The sequence below is a fragment of the Streptomyces cellostaticus genome (assembly GCF_001513965.1).
Lineage (GTDB): Bacteria > Actinomycetota > Actinomycetes > Streptomycetales > Streptomycetaceae > Streptomyces > Streptomyces cellostaticus.
Genome location: NZ_KQ948015.1, coordinates 365,633 through 381,687 on the forward strand (window position 1 = coordinate 365,633; position 16,055 = coordinate 381,687).

A 16,055-nucleotide genomic window follows, 5' to 3' on the forward strand; every position below is an offset into this window, starting at 1 on the left:
CGACGTACGGGTCGTCGTCATCGACTGCACCGACACCGGGGCTCCGCCCCCGACCGCCACCGGCCCGACGTCGATCCGCCGCGACACGCGCCGCGGTGCGACCGGCCGGGCCGGTACCTCGGGAACGCCCAGGGAAACGGCGGTCACGGAGTCACTCCCGGTTCCCCGAGACGGTCTCGCGCATGGCCCGCAGGGACTCCTTCAGCGAGCCCATCGTGGCGAGGACCGCGGTGGGCTCGTAGCCGCAGTGCGCCATGCAGTTGGCGCACCGCGGGTCCTTGCCGCGGCCGTACTTGTCCCAGTCGGTCTTCTCGATGAGTTCGCGGTACGTCGGCACGTACCCGTCGCTCATCAGGTAGCAGGGGCGCTGCCAGCCGAAGAGCGAGTAGTTCGGGATCGCCCACGCGGTGCACGGGAAGTCGACCTTGCCCTCGAGAAAGTCGAGGAAGAGCGGGGAGTGGTTGAGCCGCCACTTCTTGCGGTTGCCGCCCGCGAAGGCCTTCTTGAACAGCTCGCGGGTCTGCTCGACACCGAGGAAGTGCTCCTGGTCGGGCGCCTTCTCGTAGGCGTAGGCGGGCGAGATCATCATCTCGTCGACGTGCAGGTCGTCGTTGAGGAAGTTGAGCACCTCGACGATGGTCTGCGGGGTGTCGGTGTTGAAGAAGGTCGAGTTGGTGGTCACCCGGAAGCCGCGCCGCTTGGCCTCCTTGATGGCCTCCACCGCCTCGTCGAAGACGCCTTCCTTGGCAACGGACTCGTCGTGCCGCTCGCGCAGTCCGTCGATGTGCACCGCGAACGCGAAGTACGGGGAGGGCGTGAACTGGTCCATCTTCTTGCGCAGCAGCAGCGCGTTGGTGCACAGGAATACGTACTTCCGCTTGGCCACCAACTGGCGTACGATCTCGTCGATCTGAGGGTGCATCAACGGTTCTCCACCGGCGATGGACACCATCGGCGCACCGGACTCCAGCACCGCGCCGACCGCCTGGGCCACCGGCATGCGCTGCTTGAGGACCCCGGCCGGGTGCTGGATCTTGCCGCAGCCCTCGCACTTGAGATTGCAGGCGAAGAGCGGTTCCAGCTCCACGATGAGCGGAAACTTGTCCCGCCTGCGGATCTTCTGTTCAGCCAGGTATGTAGCGACCTTGATGGACTGACGCAGCGGCATGGCCATCTGGCTCACCTCCGGGGGAGCAACAAAGAACGGTGCCATTCGAAAAAAGCAGGAACGATAGAACGAAGAACACGGAAAGCTGATATTCCACCGCGCACCGTGCCGATCCGGACGAGTTCATGTTCTGGAGCGTCCACGACCACCCGTACGGCCGCAACCGGTCGCCCGCCCGCGCGCACAGCGCTCAGGAGTGTGGCCGCGGACTCCATGTCGACCGCGATCGCGCCGGTCGCGAACAGGTCGGACCGCTCCGGACCGCGGACGACGTGGTCGGAGCCGGTGAGCGGGCCGGTGTGGACCGTACGCCCGGGCAGGAGGCGCGCGAGTTCCTTGACCAGCAGGTCGGTGCCCACGCACGGGACGGTCCCGTGCGGGTCCCGGGTCTCCTCGGCGACCACCAGATCGCCGGGGTGCATGCCGGGGGCGAGTCCGGCACAGAAGCCGGTGGCCAGCACGGCCGCGCCGGCCAGGGCCGGCCCGGCCAGGTGCCGGGTGACGGAGCGTTCCGCCGCCTTCGGGCCCATGCCCGTACGGACGACGGTGAACGGCCCGCCGGCGCCGCCCCGGTCGCCGGTGCGCAGGGCCAGGTGCTCGATGCCGAGCGCGCAGGCGATCAGCAGCGGGACCGGGGCGGGCCGGGTGCTCACTCAGCTCCCCTTGGCCTCGGAGAGCGGCCTCTTGCCTGCCGCGAGGTGCCGGTCGAAGGGATCGCCGTGCAGGTACCGGCCGAGCGCGGTGAGCGGGAAGACCTGCCGGTAGAGGTGGTAGTTGATGGAGAAGTCCCAGGGGAAGCCGGTACCGGTGAAGTACGGCTCGTCCCAGGAGCCGTCCTCGCGCTGGGTCTCGGCCAGCCACTGGATGCCGCGCTCGACGGCCTTGGAGTCCTTCTCCCCGGCCGCGAGCAGCGCCATCAGCGCCCACGCGGTCTGGGAGGCGGTGGAGGCACCGCGGCCGCTCCACTCCTTGACGTACTTGTAGGAGCGCAGATCCTCGCCCCAGCCGCCGTCGTCGTTCTGGACGCGCTCCAGCCAGGCCACGGCGCGCCGGACGGCGGGGTGGGAGCCGGGCAGGCCGGCCGCGGTCAGGGCGGGCACCACCGAGCCGGTGCCGTAGACGTAGTTGACGCCCCAGCGGCCGAACCACGAGCCGTCCGGCTCCTGCTCGGCCAGCAGCCACTCGATGCCGCGCCGGGTGCGCGGGTCGTGGGCGAGGCCCTCGGCGGCGAGCATCTCCACGACGTGCGCGGTGACGTCCGCGGACGGCGGGTCGATGACCTCGCCGAAGTCGCAGAACGGGAGCCGGTTGGGGAACGGGCTGGTGTTGTCGACGTCGAAGGCGCCCCACGCGCCGTTCCTCGACTGCATCCCGAGGTTCCAGCGCACCGCTCGTCCGATGGCGCGGTCCACCCGCTCGGGGTCGTGGTGCCTGACCCGGCGCAGCGCGAGGGCGACCTCGGCGGTGTCGTCGATGTCCGGGTAGTTGTCGTTGTGGAACTCGAACGCCCAGCCGCCGGGCGGCAGTTGGGGTCGCTTCACGGCCCAGTCGCCGGGCCGGACGATCTCCTCGCCGAGCATCCAGTCCGCGGCCTTGACCAGCTGGGGGTGGTCGACGGGCAGTCCGGCGTCGACCAGCGCGATGGTGGCCAGGCAGGTGTCCCACACCGGGGACTGGCAGGCCTCGATCATCCGGGCACCGTCCTCGCGCCAGACGGCGAAACGGTCCAGCGACGCGAGGCCCTCGCGCATCACCGGGTGCTGGAGGTCGTAGCCGAGCAGGTGCAGGGCGATGACCGAGTACACGGCCGGGGGCTGGATGCCGCCCCAGCAGCCGTCGCTCTCCTGCCGCTCGATGATCCAGCGGGCCGCGGAGTTCATCGCGGCCCTGCGCAGCCGGCGCGGGGCGACCTTGCGCAGCCGGTGCAGCGCCTTGTCCAGACGCTGGAAGGCCCCGTCCCAACTGGCCACCGGCGCAAGCGGCTTGGCGGGGTTGGGGTCGGCCGGGTCGGTGTGCAGCTCGTCCAGCGGGAAGGGTGCCGGGCGGACCGGGCGCTTGGCCGAGACGATGGTCAGCGGCACGATGGTCTGCCGGGCCCAGCATCCGAAGTCGTAGATGTTGAGCGGCATCCAGCTGGGGAAATAGATCAGCTCCGGCGGGAGTTCGGGCAGGTCCTCCCACTTCCACCAGCCGAACAGGGCGAGCCAGATCCGGGTGAAGACCCGGGCGGCGGCGATACCGCCGCGCTCGCGGATCCAGGCCGAGGCCCTCGCCATGTGCGGGGCATCGGGTGCGTCACCGGCCAGACGGAGGGCGACGTAGGCCTCGATGGTGGCGGAGAGTTCGCCGGGGCCGCCGTAGAAGGTGGCCCAGGTGCCGTCCTCGCGCTGCTCACCGCGGATGAACAGGGCGGCGGCCCGGGTCGTCGCTTCGTCGCGGATCCCCAGGAACTGACGGAGCAGCAGGTCCTCGGCGTCCATGGTGACGTTCGTCTCGAGGTCGCCCTTCCACCATCCCTGGGCGTCCTGCTGCGCGAGCAGGAAGTCGGTGGCGCGTCTTGCGGCGCGTTCGGCGGCTTGTTGTACCCCGGCCGCCGCGGGGGTGGTGATGTCGGTTTCGCTGGCCGCGGCAGCCCGGGGCGGCAGGGTCGCTCCGGTGCTTCCGTCGGTCGTCGCTGTCATGGCTTCCCCTTCGTGCAGTCGTACGAGTCGTGCTGCTGTGGGTCCGCCGTCGGCCGGTGTCCGTCGTCCCGCGACACCGACCGGCGACTACGCGAGGGCTATTCGACCGATAGGGATCATCTCTTTCGTACGACGACGAAGTCGGCGAGCGCCGTGAAGGCGGCCCGTACCTGCTCGGGCATGTCGACGGCGTCGAGGGCTTCGATGGCGATGGTGTGCTGACGGCGCGCTTCCTGGGCCGTCCACTCGCGGCCGCCGGCCTCCTCGATGAGGGCGGCGCGAGCCGCGAACTCCTCCTCGGAGAAGGTCGCGAAGTCGCTGCTCTTGGCGTCGGCGGCGAGGATCTCGCCGAGCCGCTCGGAGGCGGAGCCGCCCGCCGCGAGCGCAGCCACCACCGGCAGGGACTTCTTGCGCTGGCGCAGGTCGCTCCAGGTCTGCTTGCCGGTGGCCTCGGGGTCGCCCCAGATGCCGAGGAGGTCGTCGATGGCCTGGAAGGCGAGGCCCAGGTGGTAGCCGTACCTCTCCAGCGCGTCCGCGGTACGGTCGTCGGCGCCGCCCAGCACCGCGCCGATGGAGCTGGAGGCGGCGAGCAGGGCGCCGGTCTTGTTGCCCTCCATCTCCAGGCACTCCTCGACGCTGACGCGGTCGCGGTGCTCGTAGGAGATGTCCTGCGCCTGACCGTCGATCAGGGCGCGGGTGGCGGTGGTCAGCCGGCGGGTGGCGCGGCCGGCCTCGACAGTGCCGAGTTCCAGCAGGATCTCGTTGGCGAGGGCGAAGAGGGCGTCGCCGACCAGGATGGCCTGGGCGGGTCCGTGCACCTTCCAGACGGTGTCACGGTGGCGGCGCTGCTCGTCGCCGTCCATCAGGTCGTCGTGCAGCAGCGAGAAGTTGTGGACCAGTTCGACGGCGACGGCCCCGGGGATGCCCACCTCGGGTGCGGCGCCGGTGACCTCGGCGGAGAGGAGGGCCAGGGCGGGGCGGACGGCCTTGCCGCCGTCGCCGTCGGCGGGGTTGCCGGCCGCGTCGATCCAGCCGAAGTGGTAGGCGGCGACGGTGTCCATGGGAGGCGCCAGGCGGTCGACGGCCGCCCGCAGGACCGGTGTGGACAGGGTCCGGCCGCGCTCCAGAAGCGCGGTCACGTCCACCGCGGTCCTCCGAGCGGGTGTCGAGGCCGGGGGCACAGTGGGCACAGTCTCTCCTCTTGTTGCGGTGCCGGGGGTGCGGGGGCCTGCCGGGCTGTGCTGATCGAGCATCAGGCCGCCTCCTCGAACTCGAAGAGATGGCGGGGGCGGGGCCGGCCCAGGGCGCTCAGCACGGCGTCGGCCGCACTCACTCCACTGCGGACCGCACTCTCCATGGTCGCGGGCCACCCGGTGGCGGTCCACGCTCCGGCCAGGTACAGGCCGGGGGCCTTGGTGCGGGCGCCGGGCCGCAGTCGCCCGACGCCGGGGGTGGGGGCGAACGTGGCCGTGCGCTCCCGGGTCACGAAGAAGTCCTGCACCACCGCGTCACGGGTACCCGGGATCAGGCGCTCCAGCTCGGGGAGGTAGCGCTCGCGGAGCGCGGCGACCGGCGCGTCGATCTCGTCCTGCGCGGCCGACTGGGACAGCGCCAGGTACTGTCCGGCGCCGAGCCCGGACGCGTCGGTGCGGTCGAAGACCCACTGCACGGGGGTGCCGAGGGCGGCGAAGAAGGGCCTGGCGAGCACCTTGCGGTCGTAGACGACATGCACGTTGAGGATGGGCGCGGTGCCGATCCTCAGCAGTTGGTCGGGGGCGTCGAGGGCGCCGGGCGGCAGCAGGTCGTGGGTCTCGCGCTGAGGCACGGCGAGGACGACCGCGTCGGCCTGGAGCGTCTCGCCGGGAACCTGAACGCTCCAGGTCCCGTTCTCGTTGGTAGAGACGGAGGTGACGCGTGTACGAACCTCGGTACGGACGCCCGCGGAGTCGAGCGCCTTGCGGGCCAGCCGGTCGTGCAGTTCGCCCAGTGGTACGTGGGCCCAGCCGATGTCGGCCGCGCCCGGGTCGGACAGCAGACCGGTCTTGAACACCATCGCGGCGAGCCCCAGCGAGGCGTCGCCCGCGACCGCGTTGAGGGTGGCGACCCCGACCAGGTCCCACAGGGCTTCGACGGCACGCGCCGACTGGCCGTGAGCGGCCAGCCAGCTGCCGAAGTCCTGGGTGTCCAGGGTCGGATCGGCGAGGTCGAGCCCCTTGAGCGCGAGCGCGGCCCGCCCGACCGCGGCCCGCTCGGCGAGCGAGAGATGCGGATAACCGGCCAGGCTGCGCCCCAGGTGGAGGGGGACGGGCAGCGGGTCGCGCCGCAGCCTGCCGAGCCGCCTGCCCTCGGGCTTGGCGACGTCGACGACGGGCACGTCCAGGCGGTCCTGCAGCGGTGCCAGCGCCGTGCCCTCGATCCGGTCGAGGAACCAGCGGTAGGCGGTGCAGCAGCGCAGGTACACGTGCTGGCCGTTGTCGACGGTCAACTCGCCGCGCTGGAAGGAGAAGGCGAGGCCGCCGAGCCTCGGCCTGCCTTCGAGCAGAGTGACGCGGACACCCGCGTCGGCGAGCGCGAGCGCCGCGGTGATCCCGGCGAGACCGCCGCCGACCACGACGGCGCTGCGGCCTGCCGTGGCCGCCGGTCCCGCGGTGTCCGCGTGCGCCCCCTCCGGGCACGAGCCGTCGCTCATCCTGCGTCCTTCCGTGCGTGCCGAGCGTGCAGGTTGAACGGTGCACGGCCGGCCGTCGCAGTCAGGGACGCCACGCCGCAGCGGAGGGTTGCCCGCCGCGGCGGGCCCTCGGAGCCGGCCTGGTCCACGGGGTCCATCAGGCGCGCCTCCTGACGGTCCGCCGGGAGACGTGCCGGCGGGTGTCGAGCCCGGACAGTCCGCGCACGGCGACGTAGGCCTTCTCGCGTCCGGGCAGCGAGACCCGGCCGCGCAGCACGGCCTCCGGTTCACGCTCGATGCGGTCCAGCAGCCGGCGGTAGATGCCGGCCATGGCGGCCACACAGGCGCCGCTGCGCCGGTCGAGCATGGGGAGCAGCCGGTAGCCCTCGGCGAAAAGGGCACGGGCCCGTCGCACTTCGAAGTGCACGAGGCCCGCGAAGTCGGAGCCCTCCGGTGGCGTCGGCCCGTCGAATCCGGCCGAGCAGCCGAACTTGGCGAGGTCGTCGGCGGGCAGATAGGTGCGGCCGCCCTCGGCGTCCTCGCGGACGTCTCTGAGGATGTTGGTGAGCTGGAGCGCGAGACCGAGGGTGTCGGCGTACTCGGGTGCGCGCTCGGCGCCGCGCGCCCCCGGTTCCGTACCGAACACGCCGAGCGAGAGGCGGCCGATGGCGCCGGCCACGCAGCGGCAGTAGACCTTCAGGTCGTCCCAGGTCTCGTAGGTCTCCCCGCGCAGGTCCATCTGGACGCCGTCGATCAGCTCGTCCAGGCCGCCGAGCGGGATCGGGAAGGCGCGCGAGGCGTGGGTGAGGGCGACGGCCACCGGGTCGGTGTCGTCCTCCTCGACCCGGCCCTCGCGGACCCGGGTGAGCAGCGCCCGGGTGTCCTCGAGGCGCGCGACCTTGACCTCGCCGGGCAGGTCGCCGTCGCCGATGTCGTCGACACGCCGGGAGAAGGCGTACAGCGCCGACATGGCGCGGCGCTTGGGTGTCGGCAGCAGCCGGATGCCGTACGCGAAGTTGCGGGCCTGCTGCCCGGTGACGGCCTCGCAGTAGCTGTAGGCGGCGAGTACCGGTGCGGACACGTGTGGTGGAGAATCCACGGTCCGGATCACCCCTCTCCTCGCAGGGTCACGCCCACCTCACGCAGCAACTGGACCTTGCCGGGTCGGGGCGGGCCGGGAAGTACGTCGTATTCGGCGGCGGCGATCGCCCGGACCGCCGCCCTTCCCCCCGCCACGAACCCTGCGAGCAGCAGCTTCAACCTGCCGTGGACGCTACCCACCAGGGGGGCGCCTTCATTCAGCAGATCGCGGGCGCGTTGCGCTTCGTATGCAACCAGGGCGCGCACCGATGCGCCCGCGGTTTTCGCGGCGAGATCGGTTTCCTGGACGTGGAAGCGTTTCATGTCCTCGGCGGGCAGATAGATCCGGTCACGGCCGAGGTCCTCGGCGACGTCCTGGAGGTGTTCCACGATCTGCAGGGCGGTGCAGATCGCGTCGGAGAGACGGTTCCGCTCGGGGGTCGAGGTGCCGGTGACGGTGAGGACGAGGCGGCCGACGGGGTTGGCGGACAGTTCGCAGTAGGCGAGGAGGTCGTCGTAGGTCTCGTACCGGGTGACGAGCTGGTCCTGGCGGTTGGCGGCGATCAGGCCGAGGAACGGCTCGGGGGTGAGGGAGCGGCGGCGGACGGTGGGCTGGAGCCGGCGCAGCAGCGGGTGGCGGGGCGTGCCGTCGAAGACACGGCGCAGGTCGGCCTCGAAGGCGTCGAGGAGGACCAGGCGGTCCCCGGCCTCGGCGGCGGGTACGCCGAGGATGCGGGCGTCGGCTCCGCCGGGGGCCAGGTCGCCGTCGCCGATGTCGTCCACGAGACGGGCGAAGCCGTAGACGGCCATGAGGTCGTCGCGCCAGGTGCGGGGCAGGAAGAAGGGGGCCACGGGGAAGTTCTCGCTCGCAGCCTTGTCCAGCGTGGCGCGTTCCAGTGCGGGCGCCGTGTCGGTTCCCGTCACCGCGCGCTGCCCGGGGCGGGGACGGCACATGCTGCGTTGAGCTGGGGAGTTTCCGTAGCCATTGCCGTCACATCTCCCGTTCTACACTGCCGACCCAATACACACTATTTCGGACACGCCGCCCGGTATTCCGCGGGGCTGCCCGGAGAAGGGTGTCGCGCATTATCGCCCCACTTGCCGCTTTCCGGCACCGGTACAGCTTACGTTGTACAACGCAGCGAGGTCAGGCGGGGTGCCCTGCGCATCACAACAACACACCGATTGGCGTCAAGATTCCTAAGGCCAGAGCGAGTTGACGCTTCCTTTGCGGACGCACGGCCCCACCGGAGGGTTCCGGCGGGGCCGTGGCCGAAACGGGTCACTTGCCCGTGAACTTCTCGTACTCCTTCAGGACCTCTTCGGTGGGTCCGTCCATACGCAGTTCCCCGCGCTCCAGCCACAGGACGCGGTCGCAGGTGTCGCGGATGGACTTGTTGTTGTGGCTGACCAGAAACACCGTTCCGGCCTCCTTGCGCAGCTCCCGGATGCGTTCCTCGGAGCGCTTTTGGAACTTGCGGTCACCGGTGGCGAGGGCCTCGTCGATCATGAGGACGTCGTGGTCCTTGGCGGCGGCGATGGAGAAGCGCAGCCGGGCGGCCATGCCGGAGGAGTACGTCCGCATCGGCAGCGTGATGAAGTCGCCCTTCTCGTTGATCCCGGAGAAGTCGACGATGTCCTGGTAACGCTCCTTGACCTGCTCGCGGGACATGCCCATGGCGAGGCCGCCGAGGATGACGTTCCGCTCGCCGGTCAGGTCGTTCATCAGGGCCGCGTTGACGCCCAGCAGCGAGGGCTGGCCGTCGGTGTAGACCTTGCCCTTCTCGGCGGGCAGCAGACCGGCGATGGCGCGCAGCAGCGTGGACTTTCCGGAGCCGTTGGAGCCGATCAGGCCGATGGCCTCACCGCGGTAGGCGACGAAGGACACTCCGCGCACGGCGTGCACCTTGCGCACGCCCCGCGCCGCGTCGTCGGAGCCTCGTTTGAGGATGCGGCTGAGGGCGGCCGTCGCGCTGCCCTTGCCGGTCTTGGCTCCGTTGACCCGGTAGACGATGTGCAGGTCGTCCGCGATGACCGTCGGGCGTAGATCCTTGGTGCTCTGCTCAGCCACGGCCGTACCTCTCCTCCGCCTTCCAGAAGTACACGAAGCCGCCGGCGAAGACGACCACGGCCCAGAACAGGGCGATGGCCCACACGTGCGGCGGCAGGTTCGAGGCGCCGTACCCGTCGATCAGCGCGAAGCGCATCAGGTCCATGAAGATGGCGGCCGGGTTGACCTGGAGCAGCCGCACCGCCAGCTCCGAACGCCCCTCCATCATCGTGTTGATGGAGAACATGACGCCGGACGTGTACATCCAGGTGCGCAGGATGAACGGCATCAGCTGGGCGAGGTCCGGCGTCTTGGCGCCCATGCGGGCCACGATCAGCGCGAGACCGGTGTTGAACAGGAACTGCAGCGCCAGGACCGGGACGATCAGCAGCCAGGAGACGCTCGGGTAGCTGCCGAAGCCGATCGCGACGACGAACAGCACGATCATCGAGAAGAGCAGCTGCTGGAGCTGCTGGAGCGAGAAGGAGACCGGCAGCGCGGCGCGCGGGAAGTGCAGGGCCCGCACGAGGCCGAGGTTGCCGGAGATGGCGCGGACGCCCGTCATGACCGAGCTCTGCGTGAAGGTGAAGACGAACACGCCCGTCACCAGGAACGGGATGTACACGTCCTTGGACATGCCCCGGCTCGCGTGCAGGATGACGCCGAAGATGAAGTAGTACACGCCCGCGTTCAGCAGCGGCGTCGCCACCTGCCAGAGCTGGCCGAGCTTGGCCTGGCTGTACTGCGCCGTCAGCTTCGCCTGGGAGAAGGCGAGGATGAAGTGGCGCCGCCCCCACAGCTGACGGACGTACTCGACGAGGGAGGGCCGGGCACCGCTCACGGCGAGCCCGTACTTGGCGGCGAGCTGCGCCGCCGTCAGTCCCTCGTCGGGTGACGGGGCCGCGGTCACCGCGACACCGCCGTCGTGCGTTGTCTCACTCACAGAAGGAAGCTTTCGTCTTCGAGTGCGTCATGTGCATCGTGTTCGTCGTTCGCGTGCGTCGAGTCCGTCCTCGGGCTCGCCCGGACCGCGCGGCCCCGCACCGTCGAGCTTGTCAGATGACCGGGGGCCGGCCCAGTCGGGTCAGCCGCCACACCGTACGCCAGCGCATCGGGCGACGGGGGCCGCACGGAGTGGTCCAGCCCTCCTTGAAGCCGCCGAACCAGGCCTTCAGGGCCGGTCCCGAGGGGCGGCGCAGCAGGGTGAGCAGCAGCCAGACGCCGAGGTAGACGGGGACGAGGATCACGGGGAGGTTGCGGCGGGCCAGCCAGACCCGGTTGCGGGCGACCATGCGGTGGTACACCGCGTGCCGCGAGGGCGCGGTCGTCGGGTGGTACAGCACCATGTCGGACCGGTAGTCGATCATCCAGCCCGCGTCGAGGGCCCGCCAGGCCAGGTCGGTTTCCTCGTGGGCGTAGAAGAAGTCGTCCGGGAGTACGCCGGCTTCGGCGAAGACCCGGGTGCGGACGGCGTTGGCGCCGCCGAGGAAGGTGGTGACCCGGGAGGAACGCATCGGGTCGGCGGCGCGCAGCCTCGGCACGTGCCGGCGCTGGGTCTCGCCCGTGTCCGGGTCGGCGATGCGGAAGCTGATGATGCCGAGCTTCGGGTCGGCCTCGAACGCCTGACGGCACAGCTCGGCGGTGTCGTCGCGGGCGAGCAGGCCGTCGTCGTCGAGGAAGAGCAGTATGTCGACGTCGCGGCCGCTGGGCCCGAAGGCCTCTATACCGACGTTGCGACCGCCGGGGATGCCCAGGTTCTCGGGCAGTTCCACGGTCCGTACGACCGACGAGAACTCGGTGACGTCCGGGACGGGCGAGCCGTTGCCGACGACGACCACCTGGACCGGGTCGCCGTCCTGCTTGGCGACCGAGTCGAGCAGGGCTCGCAGTTCCTCGGGCCGGTTGCCCATGGTGATGATGACCGCGCCGACCTTCATGCCGCTCACCTCAGCCTGCTCGAGGCAAGGATGGACACCAGGTGCAGCAGGGTCTGCAGCAGGGCGATGCCGGCGAGGACGGCGGTGCCGAGCCGGGTGAAGAACAGGTCGCCGCGCGCCTGGTCCGCGATCGCGAGGACCAGGATCAGCAGCGAGGCCTCGATGCCGAGGATGAGCCGGTGGAACTTGAGGGCTGCGGCGGCCCGGCGGGCCAGTGCCATGCCGGAGGAGCGCGGCTCGGACGCCGCCTCCTTGACCGGCTCCATGCCGGCCTGGTGCCGGGCGACGCCGACGAGGTCGGTCTCGGCCTTGATCAGGATCGCGCCGAGGGCGGCGAGGGTGCCGAGGAAGGCCCACAGCCAGTCGATGCGCCCGCTGCCCCACAGGTCGGCGGCGCGCAGGCCGAGGCCGACCAGGACGGCCGCGTCGGTCAGGTAGGCGCCGACCCGGTCCAGGTAGACCCCGCCGAGCGAGTACTGCTTCTTCCAGCGGGCGATCTCGCCGTCGACGCAGTCCAGCAGCAGGTACAGCTGGGTGGCGACCACGCCGAGCACGGCGCCCGGGATCCCCGGCACCAGCAGGGCCGGGGCCGCGAGCACACCGCAGACGGTCATCAGGTACGTGAGCTGGTTGGGCGTGACCTTGGTGTTCACCAGGTAGCGGTCGACGCGCAGGGACACCTCGCGCATGTAGAGGCGTCCCGCCCAGTGCTCACCGCTGCGCCGGTCCTTCACCCCGGCGGGGTGGACGACCGGACGGAGTTCAGCTACCGATGGCCTTGACATAGTCGGCGTAGATGTCCTTGATCTGGTTCGTCTTGAGGTCGAGATGTTCGATGATCGTGTAGCGGCCGGGCCTGGTCTCCGGGGCGAACTCCACGGCGCGGACGAACTCGTCCACCGTGAAGCCGATCTCCTCCGGCAGCACCGGAAGCCCGTGCCGGCGCAGCACCTCGGCCATGAACGCCGACTCCTCGTGCGCTCCGCGCAGGTACATCGCGAAGGCGGCGCCGAGCCCGCACTGCTCGCCGTGGCTTGCGGCGCGCTTGGGGAAGAGCAGGTCGAAGGCGTGGTTGATCTCGTGGCAGGCGCCGGAGGACGGGCGGGAGTCGCCCGACACCGACATGGCGATGCCGGTCAGGACCAGCGCCTCGGCCAGGACCTGCAGGAAGGCGTCGTCGCCGACGCCGCCGGGGTGCCGGAGCACCGCCTCGCCCGCCTGGCGCGCCATCGCGGCGGCCAGGCCGTCGACCTTCTCGCCGTTGACGCGGTGGGACAGCTCCCAGTCCGCGACCGCGGAGATGTTGGAGATGGCGTCACCGATGCCGGAACGCACGAAGCGGACCGGCGCCTCACGAATCACGTCGAGGTCGATGACGACGGCGATCGGGTTCGGCACGCCGTACGAGCCGCGGCCCGCGTCGTTGTCGAGGGTCGCGACCGGCGAGCACAGGCCGTCGTGCGCGAGGTTGGTGGCGACGGCGACCAGGGGGAGGCCGACGCGTGCCGACGCGAACTTGGCACAGTCGATGATCTTGCCGCCGCCGAGGCCCACCACGGCGTCGTAGTGGCCGGCCTTTATGTCGCCGGCCAGCCGCACGGCGTCGTCGATGGTGCCGCCGCCCACCTCGAACCAGGTGGCACCCGGCAGACTCGGTGCGAGCCGGTCCCGGAGCCGGGCACCGGAGCCGCCGCTGACGGCGACGGCGAGCTTGCCGGAGTGCGAGATGCGCTCGTCGGCGAGCACGCCCGCCAGGTCGTCCAGGGCACCCGGGCGGATGTCCACGACGACCGGCGACGGGATGAGCCGGGTCAGTACTGGCACGCGATCTCACGTCCCTTGGCGAGGTCGTCGTGGTTGTCGATCTCGACCCACTTGACGTCGCCGATCGGCGCCACGTCGATCCGGAAGCCGCGGTTGACCAGCTCCTGGTAGCCGTGCTCGTAGAACTGCTGCGGGTCGGTCTCCCAGACCGTCTTCAGCGCGTCGGCGAGCTCGGGGGCGGCGTCGCCCTCGATGAGGGTCACGCCGATGTACTCGCCGGTGGCCTCGGCGGGGTCCATCAGCTTGGTGATCTTTGTCATGCCCTTTTCGGGGTCGACGACGACCTTCATCTCCTCGTCGGCCAGGTTCTTCACCGTGTCCAGAGCGAGAATGATCTTCTTGCCCTCGCCGCGGGCGGCGAGCAGCGTCTTCTCGACGGAGACCGGGTGGACGGTGTCGCCGTTGGCGAGGATCACGCCGTCCTTGAGGGCGTCACGGCCGCACCACAGGGAGTAGGCGTTGTTCCACTCCTCGGCCTTGTCGTTGTCGATGAGGGTGAGCTTGAGGCCGTACTTCGCCTCCAGGGCCGCCTTGCGCTCGTACACGGCCTCCTTGCGGTAGCCGACGATGACCGCGACCTCGGTCAGACCGATCTCGGCGAAGTTGCCGAGGGTGAGGTCGAGCACAGTGATCGAGTCCTCTATGCCCGCGGGGCCCACTGGCACCAGAGCCTTGGGAAGGCTGTCGGTGTAGGGGCGCAGACGCCGTCCGGCGCCGGCCGCCAGCACAAGGCCGATCATGCGGTTTCTCCTTCGTCGTGTACGGCGGGTGCCCCGGAGGACACCCAGAAGCGGATGCTCTCGACGAGCACCACCAGGGCGACGGCCACGGCGAGAGCCGTGAGCGCGACCTTGAACTGCGAAGCGGTGAGCAGCGCGGCCAGCAAGGTGACGAGCAGCGTCCGCCCTTCCTGCCCCCCGATGGCGCGCACCAGCCAGGCCGGCGGCGCTCCGGCGTCGCCGCGGATGCGGTACACCGTGTCGTAGTGATGGTAGGCGACGGCGGCCACCAGGCCGAAAGCCGCAGGAAGGGCCCCGTTTACCCCTGCTTTACTCGCGAGGACGAGGACGGTGCCGTACTCGGCGGCGCGGAACAGCGGCGGGACCAGCCAGTCGAGGGCGCCCTTGAGCGGGCGGCACAGCGCCCAGCCGGAGGCGGCCGCGTAGACGGCGGCGCCCACGACAGGTTCCCCGACGAAGAGGTTCACGGCGAGGACGGTCACACCCCCGAGCGCGACCAGGATCGGGGCACCGGGGCGGACGCGTGTGAGACGGACCACGAAGGCGGCGACCGGGCCGTTGTCGGCGAGGTCCGCCAGCGCCCGGGCCGCCCGGTCGGTGCGCTCGGCCTTGCGGGTCACCGAGCGCAGCACGCGGCCCGCCGTGGTGTACGTCGCCGCGAAGGCGCAGCCGACGAGCAGCACGTAGAAGGTGATACGGGGGGTGGTGGCCGCGGTGAGGACGGCTATCAGCGCCCACCGCTCACCGATGGGCAGGACTATCATCCGGCGCACCCAGACCGTCCAGCCGACGCTGTCCAGCTTGCCGGAGAGGGCCGCGGTGGGGCTGGTGTTGGCGGTGGCGTCGTGGTTGGCCTCGTTGAACGAGAAGTCGACCACATGCCGGCAGGTCTGCAGGACCATCGCGCCGAGCGCGAGGGCCCACACGTCGTCGCCGCCACGGGCCGCACCGAGGGCGAGGCCCGCGTAATAGGCGTACTCCTTGGCCCGGTCGAAGGTGGCGTCCAGCCAGGCACCGAGCGTGGAGTACTTGAGGGCGTAGCGGGCGAGCTGGCCGTCGGTGCAGTCCAGGACGAACGAGGCGATCAGCAGCACGCCGGCCGCGATGAAACCGCCCCGGGTACCCGTCGCCGCGCAGCCCGCCGCGATCAGGGCGGTGAGCAGCGAGGCCGTGGTGACCTGGTTGGGGGTCAGGCCCCGGCGGGCGCACCAGCGGGCGATGTAGCGCGAGTACGGGCTGATGAAGAACGTGGTGAAGAAGCCGTCGCGGGACTTCACGGCCGACCTCAGGCGTACGGCCTCGTCGTCGACGGCGGCGACGGCCTGCCGGGCCTCGTTGCGGGCCTGCGGGTCGGCCGGGACGGCGGCGACCAGGCTGCCCAGCTCGGGCCGGTGGACCGTGCTGCCGTCGGCGTCGAGGGCGGTGACGATGCGGTCGGCGACGCTGTCGACGGCCACCGCCGTGCCGCCGCCGGCGGAGGTCTCGCGGGCCAGGGCCCGGGTCAGCGCCGGCCGGGCGGCCGGCTGGGCGGTGACGGCGCCGGGGACGGCGGCGAGCTCGAAGCGCGGGTCGGTGAGGCCGAGCCGCAGGGCGTGCAGGTGGCCGACGAAGCGGGCGTCGACCAGGGCCACGCGCCGGTCGGCGGGGACCGCCGCGAGCAGGGTCTCCGCCTCGGCGGCGTCGGTGGCCATGCGCACGTCGAAGCCGAGGGACCGCAGATCGTTCTCGAGCGACGATCCGGGGACCGGCTGACCGGTGACGATGGCGGTCGGCAACCGAACTCACTCCCTGGGTGCCGGCGCATCGGCGCCGGTCTTCTGCGTGGTGGGGGCGCCCTTGCCTGTGGCACCCGGGCGGCATGTCGGCGAAGGCTATCGGATGGGCTCGAGCCCCTGTTCACCGGCCGT

The 16,055-nt window shown here is 71.0% G+C and carries 15 protein-coding genes and 1 pseudogene; all 16 read right to left on the reverse strand.

The features are described 5' to 3' along the window. Positions 1–147: pseudogene (locus AQI88_RS44715) on the reverse strand (flavodoxin-dependent (E)-4-hydroxy-3-methylbut-2-enyl-diphosphate synthase); the annotation flags it as partial. A gap of 4 nt (positions 148–151) precedes the next feature. Next, complete coding sequence (gene hpnH / locus AQI88_RS01615) at positions 152–1,174, reverse strand: adenosyl-hopene transferase HpnH (RefSeq protein WP_066990507.1); 1,023 nt, start codon at positions 1,172–1,174, stop codon at positions 152–154. A 5-nt stretch (positions 1,175–1,179) separates the two neighbouring features. Beyond that, positions 1,180–1,821, reverse strand: coding sequence for a phosphorylase family protein (locus AQI88_RS01620; RefSeq protein ID WP_066990510.1), 642 nt, complete (start codon positions 1,819–1,821; stop codon positions 1,180–1,182). Further along, a complete protein-coding gene (shc, locus tag AQI88_RS01625; RefSeq protein WP_066990511.1) occupies positions 1,822–3,849 on the reverse strand; it encodes a squalene--hopene cyclase in 2,028 nt (675 codons plus the stop codon). A gap of 116 nt (positions 3,850–3,965) precedes the next feature. Next, a complete protein-coding gene (locus AQI88_RS01630; protein WP_066990513.1) occupies positions 3,966–5,030 on the reverse strand; it encodes a polyprenyl synthetase family protein in 1,065 nt (354 codons plus the stop codon). A gap of 71 nt (positions 5,031–5,101) precedes the next feature. Next, on the reverse strand, positions 5,102–6,538 hold the full coding sequence (hpnE, locus tag AQI88_RS01635) for a hydroxysqualene dehydroxylase HpnE (RefSeq protein ID WP_066990515.1): 1,437 nt from the start codon (positions 6,536–6,538) through the stop codon (positions 5,102–5,104). Then, complete coding sequence (locus tag AQI88_RS48975) at positions 6,535–6,675, reverse strand: DUF6380 family protein (protein ID WP_398697200.1); 141 nt, start codon at positions 6,673–6,675, stop codon at positions 6,535–6,537. The genes hpnE and AQI88_RS48975 overlap by 4 nt, the downstream gene beginning before the upstream one ends. After that, entirely contained in the window at positions 6,675–7,628 is a 954-nt protein-coding gene (hpnD, locus tag AQI88_RS01640) for a presqualene diphosphate synthase HpnD (protein WP_066990518.1), read from the reverse strand. Before hpnD ends, AQI88_RS48975 begins: the two co-directional genes overlap by 1 nt. After that, a complete protein-coding gene (gene hpnC, locus AQI88_RS01645; RefSeq protein WP_208615692.1) occupies positions 7,625–8,551 on the reverse strand; it encodes a squalene synthase HpnC in 927 nt (308 codons plus the stop codon). Before hpnC ends, hpnD begins: the two co-directional genes overlap by 4 nt. A 328-nt stretch (positions 8,552–8,879) precedes the next feature. Continuing rightward, complete coding sequence (locus AQI88_RS01650; RefSeq protein ID WP_066990521.1) at positions 8,880–9,668, reverse strand: ABC transporter ATP-binding protein; 789 nt, start codon at positions 9,666–9,668, stop codon at positions 8,880–8,882. Further along, positions 9,661–10,590: an ABC transporter permease gene (locus AQI88_RS01655; RefSeq protein WP_066990525.1), complete on the reverse strand. Its 930-nt coding sequence runs from the start codon at positions 10,588–10,590 to the stop codon at positions 9,661–9,663. The genes AQI88_RS01650 and AQI88_RS01655 overlap by 8 nt, the downstream gene beginning before the upstream one ends. 112 nt (positions 10,591–10,702) lie before the next feature. Further along, on the reverse strand, positions 10,703–11,584 hold the full coding sequence (locus tag AQI88_RS01660) for a glycosyltransferase family 2 protein (protein ID WP_066990528.1): 882 nt from the start codon (positions 11,582–11,584) through the stop codon (positions 10,703–10,705). Positions 11,585–11,589: 5 nt separating this feature from the next. Further along, positions 11,590–12,369, reverse strand: a complete 780-nt coding sequence (locus AQI88_RS01665) for a CDP-alcohol phosphatidyltransferase family protein (protein WP_079057342.1) — start codon at positions 12,367–12,369, stop codon at positions 11,590–11,592. Then, positions 12,347–13,408, reverse strand: coding sequence for an iron-containing alcohol dehydrogenase family protein (locus AQI88_RS01670; RefSeq protein WP_066990534.1), 1,062 nt, complete (start codon positions 13,406–13,408; stop codon positions 12,347–12,349). The genes AQI88_RS01665 and AQI88_RS01670 overlap by 23 nt, the downstream gene beginning before the upstream one ends. Then, positions 13,396–14,148, reverse strand: a complete 753-nt coding sequence (locus AQI88_RS01675; RefSeq protein ID WP_066990538.1) for a phosphocholine cytidylyltransferase family protein — start codon at positions 14,146–14,148, stop codon at positions 13,396–13,398. Before AQI88_RS01675 ends, AQI88_RS01670 begins: the two co-directional genes overlap by 13 nt. Continuing rightward, positions 14,145–15,923, reverse strand: coding sequence for a DUF5941 domain-containing protein (locus AQI88_RS01680; RefSeq protein ID WP_066990542.1), 1,779 nt, complete (start codon positions 15,921–15,923; stop codon positions 14,145–14,147). The genes AQI88_RS01675 and AQI88_RS01680 overlap by 4 nt, the downstream gene beginning before the upstream one ends. Positions 15,924–16,055: the final 132 nt, after the last annotated feature.

Coding starts and splice junctions, on each gene's coding strand:
- hpnC (WP_208615692.1), bottom strand. CDS start 8,551: ATGTGCCGTCCCCGCCCCGGGCAGCGCGCGGTGACGGGAACCGACACG.
- AQI88_RS48975 (WP_398697200.1), bottom strand. CDS start 6,675: ATGGACCCCGTGGACCAGGCCGGCTCCGAGGGCCCGCCGCGGCGGGCA.
- hpnE (WP_066990515.1), bottom strand. CDS start 6,538: ATGAGCGACGGCTCGTGCCCGGAGGGGGCGCACGCGGACACCGCGGGA.
- AQI88_RS01665 (WP_079057342.1), bottom strand. CDS start 12,369: ATGTCAAGGCCATCGGTAGCTGAACTCCGTCCGGTCGTCCACCCCGCC.
- hpnH (WP_066990507.1), bottom strand. CDS start 1,174: ATGGCCATGCCGCTGCGTCAGTCCATCAAGGTCGCTACATACCTGGCT.
- AQI88_RS01675 (WP_066990538.1), bottom strand. CDS start 14,148: ATGATCGGCCTTGTGCTGGCGGCCGGCGCCGGACGGCGTCTGCGCCCC.
- shc (WP_066990511.1), bottom strand. CDS start 3,849: ATGACAGCGACGACCGACGGAAGCACCGGAGCGACCCTGCCGCCCCGG.
- AQI88_RS01660 (WP_066990528.1), bottom strand. CDS start 11,584: ATGAAGGTCGGCGCGGTCATCATCACCATGGGCAACCGGCCCGAGGAA.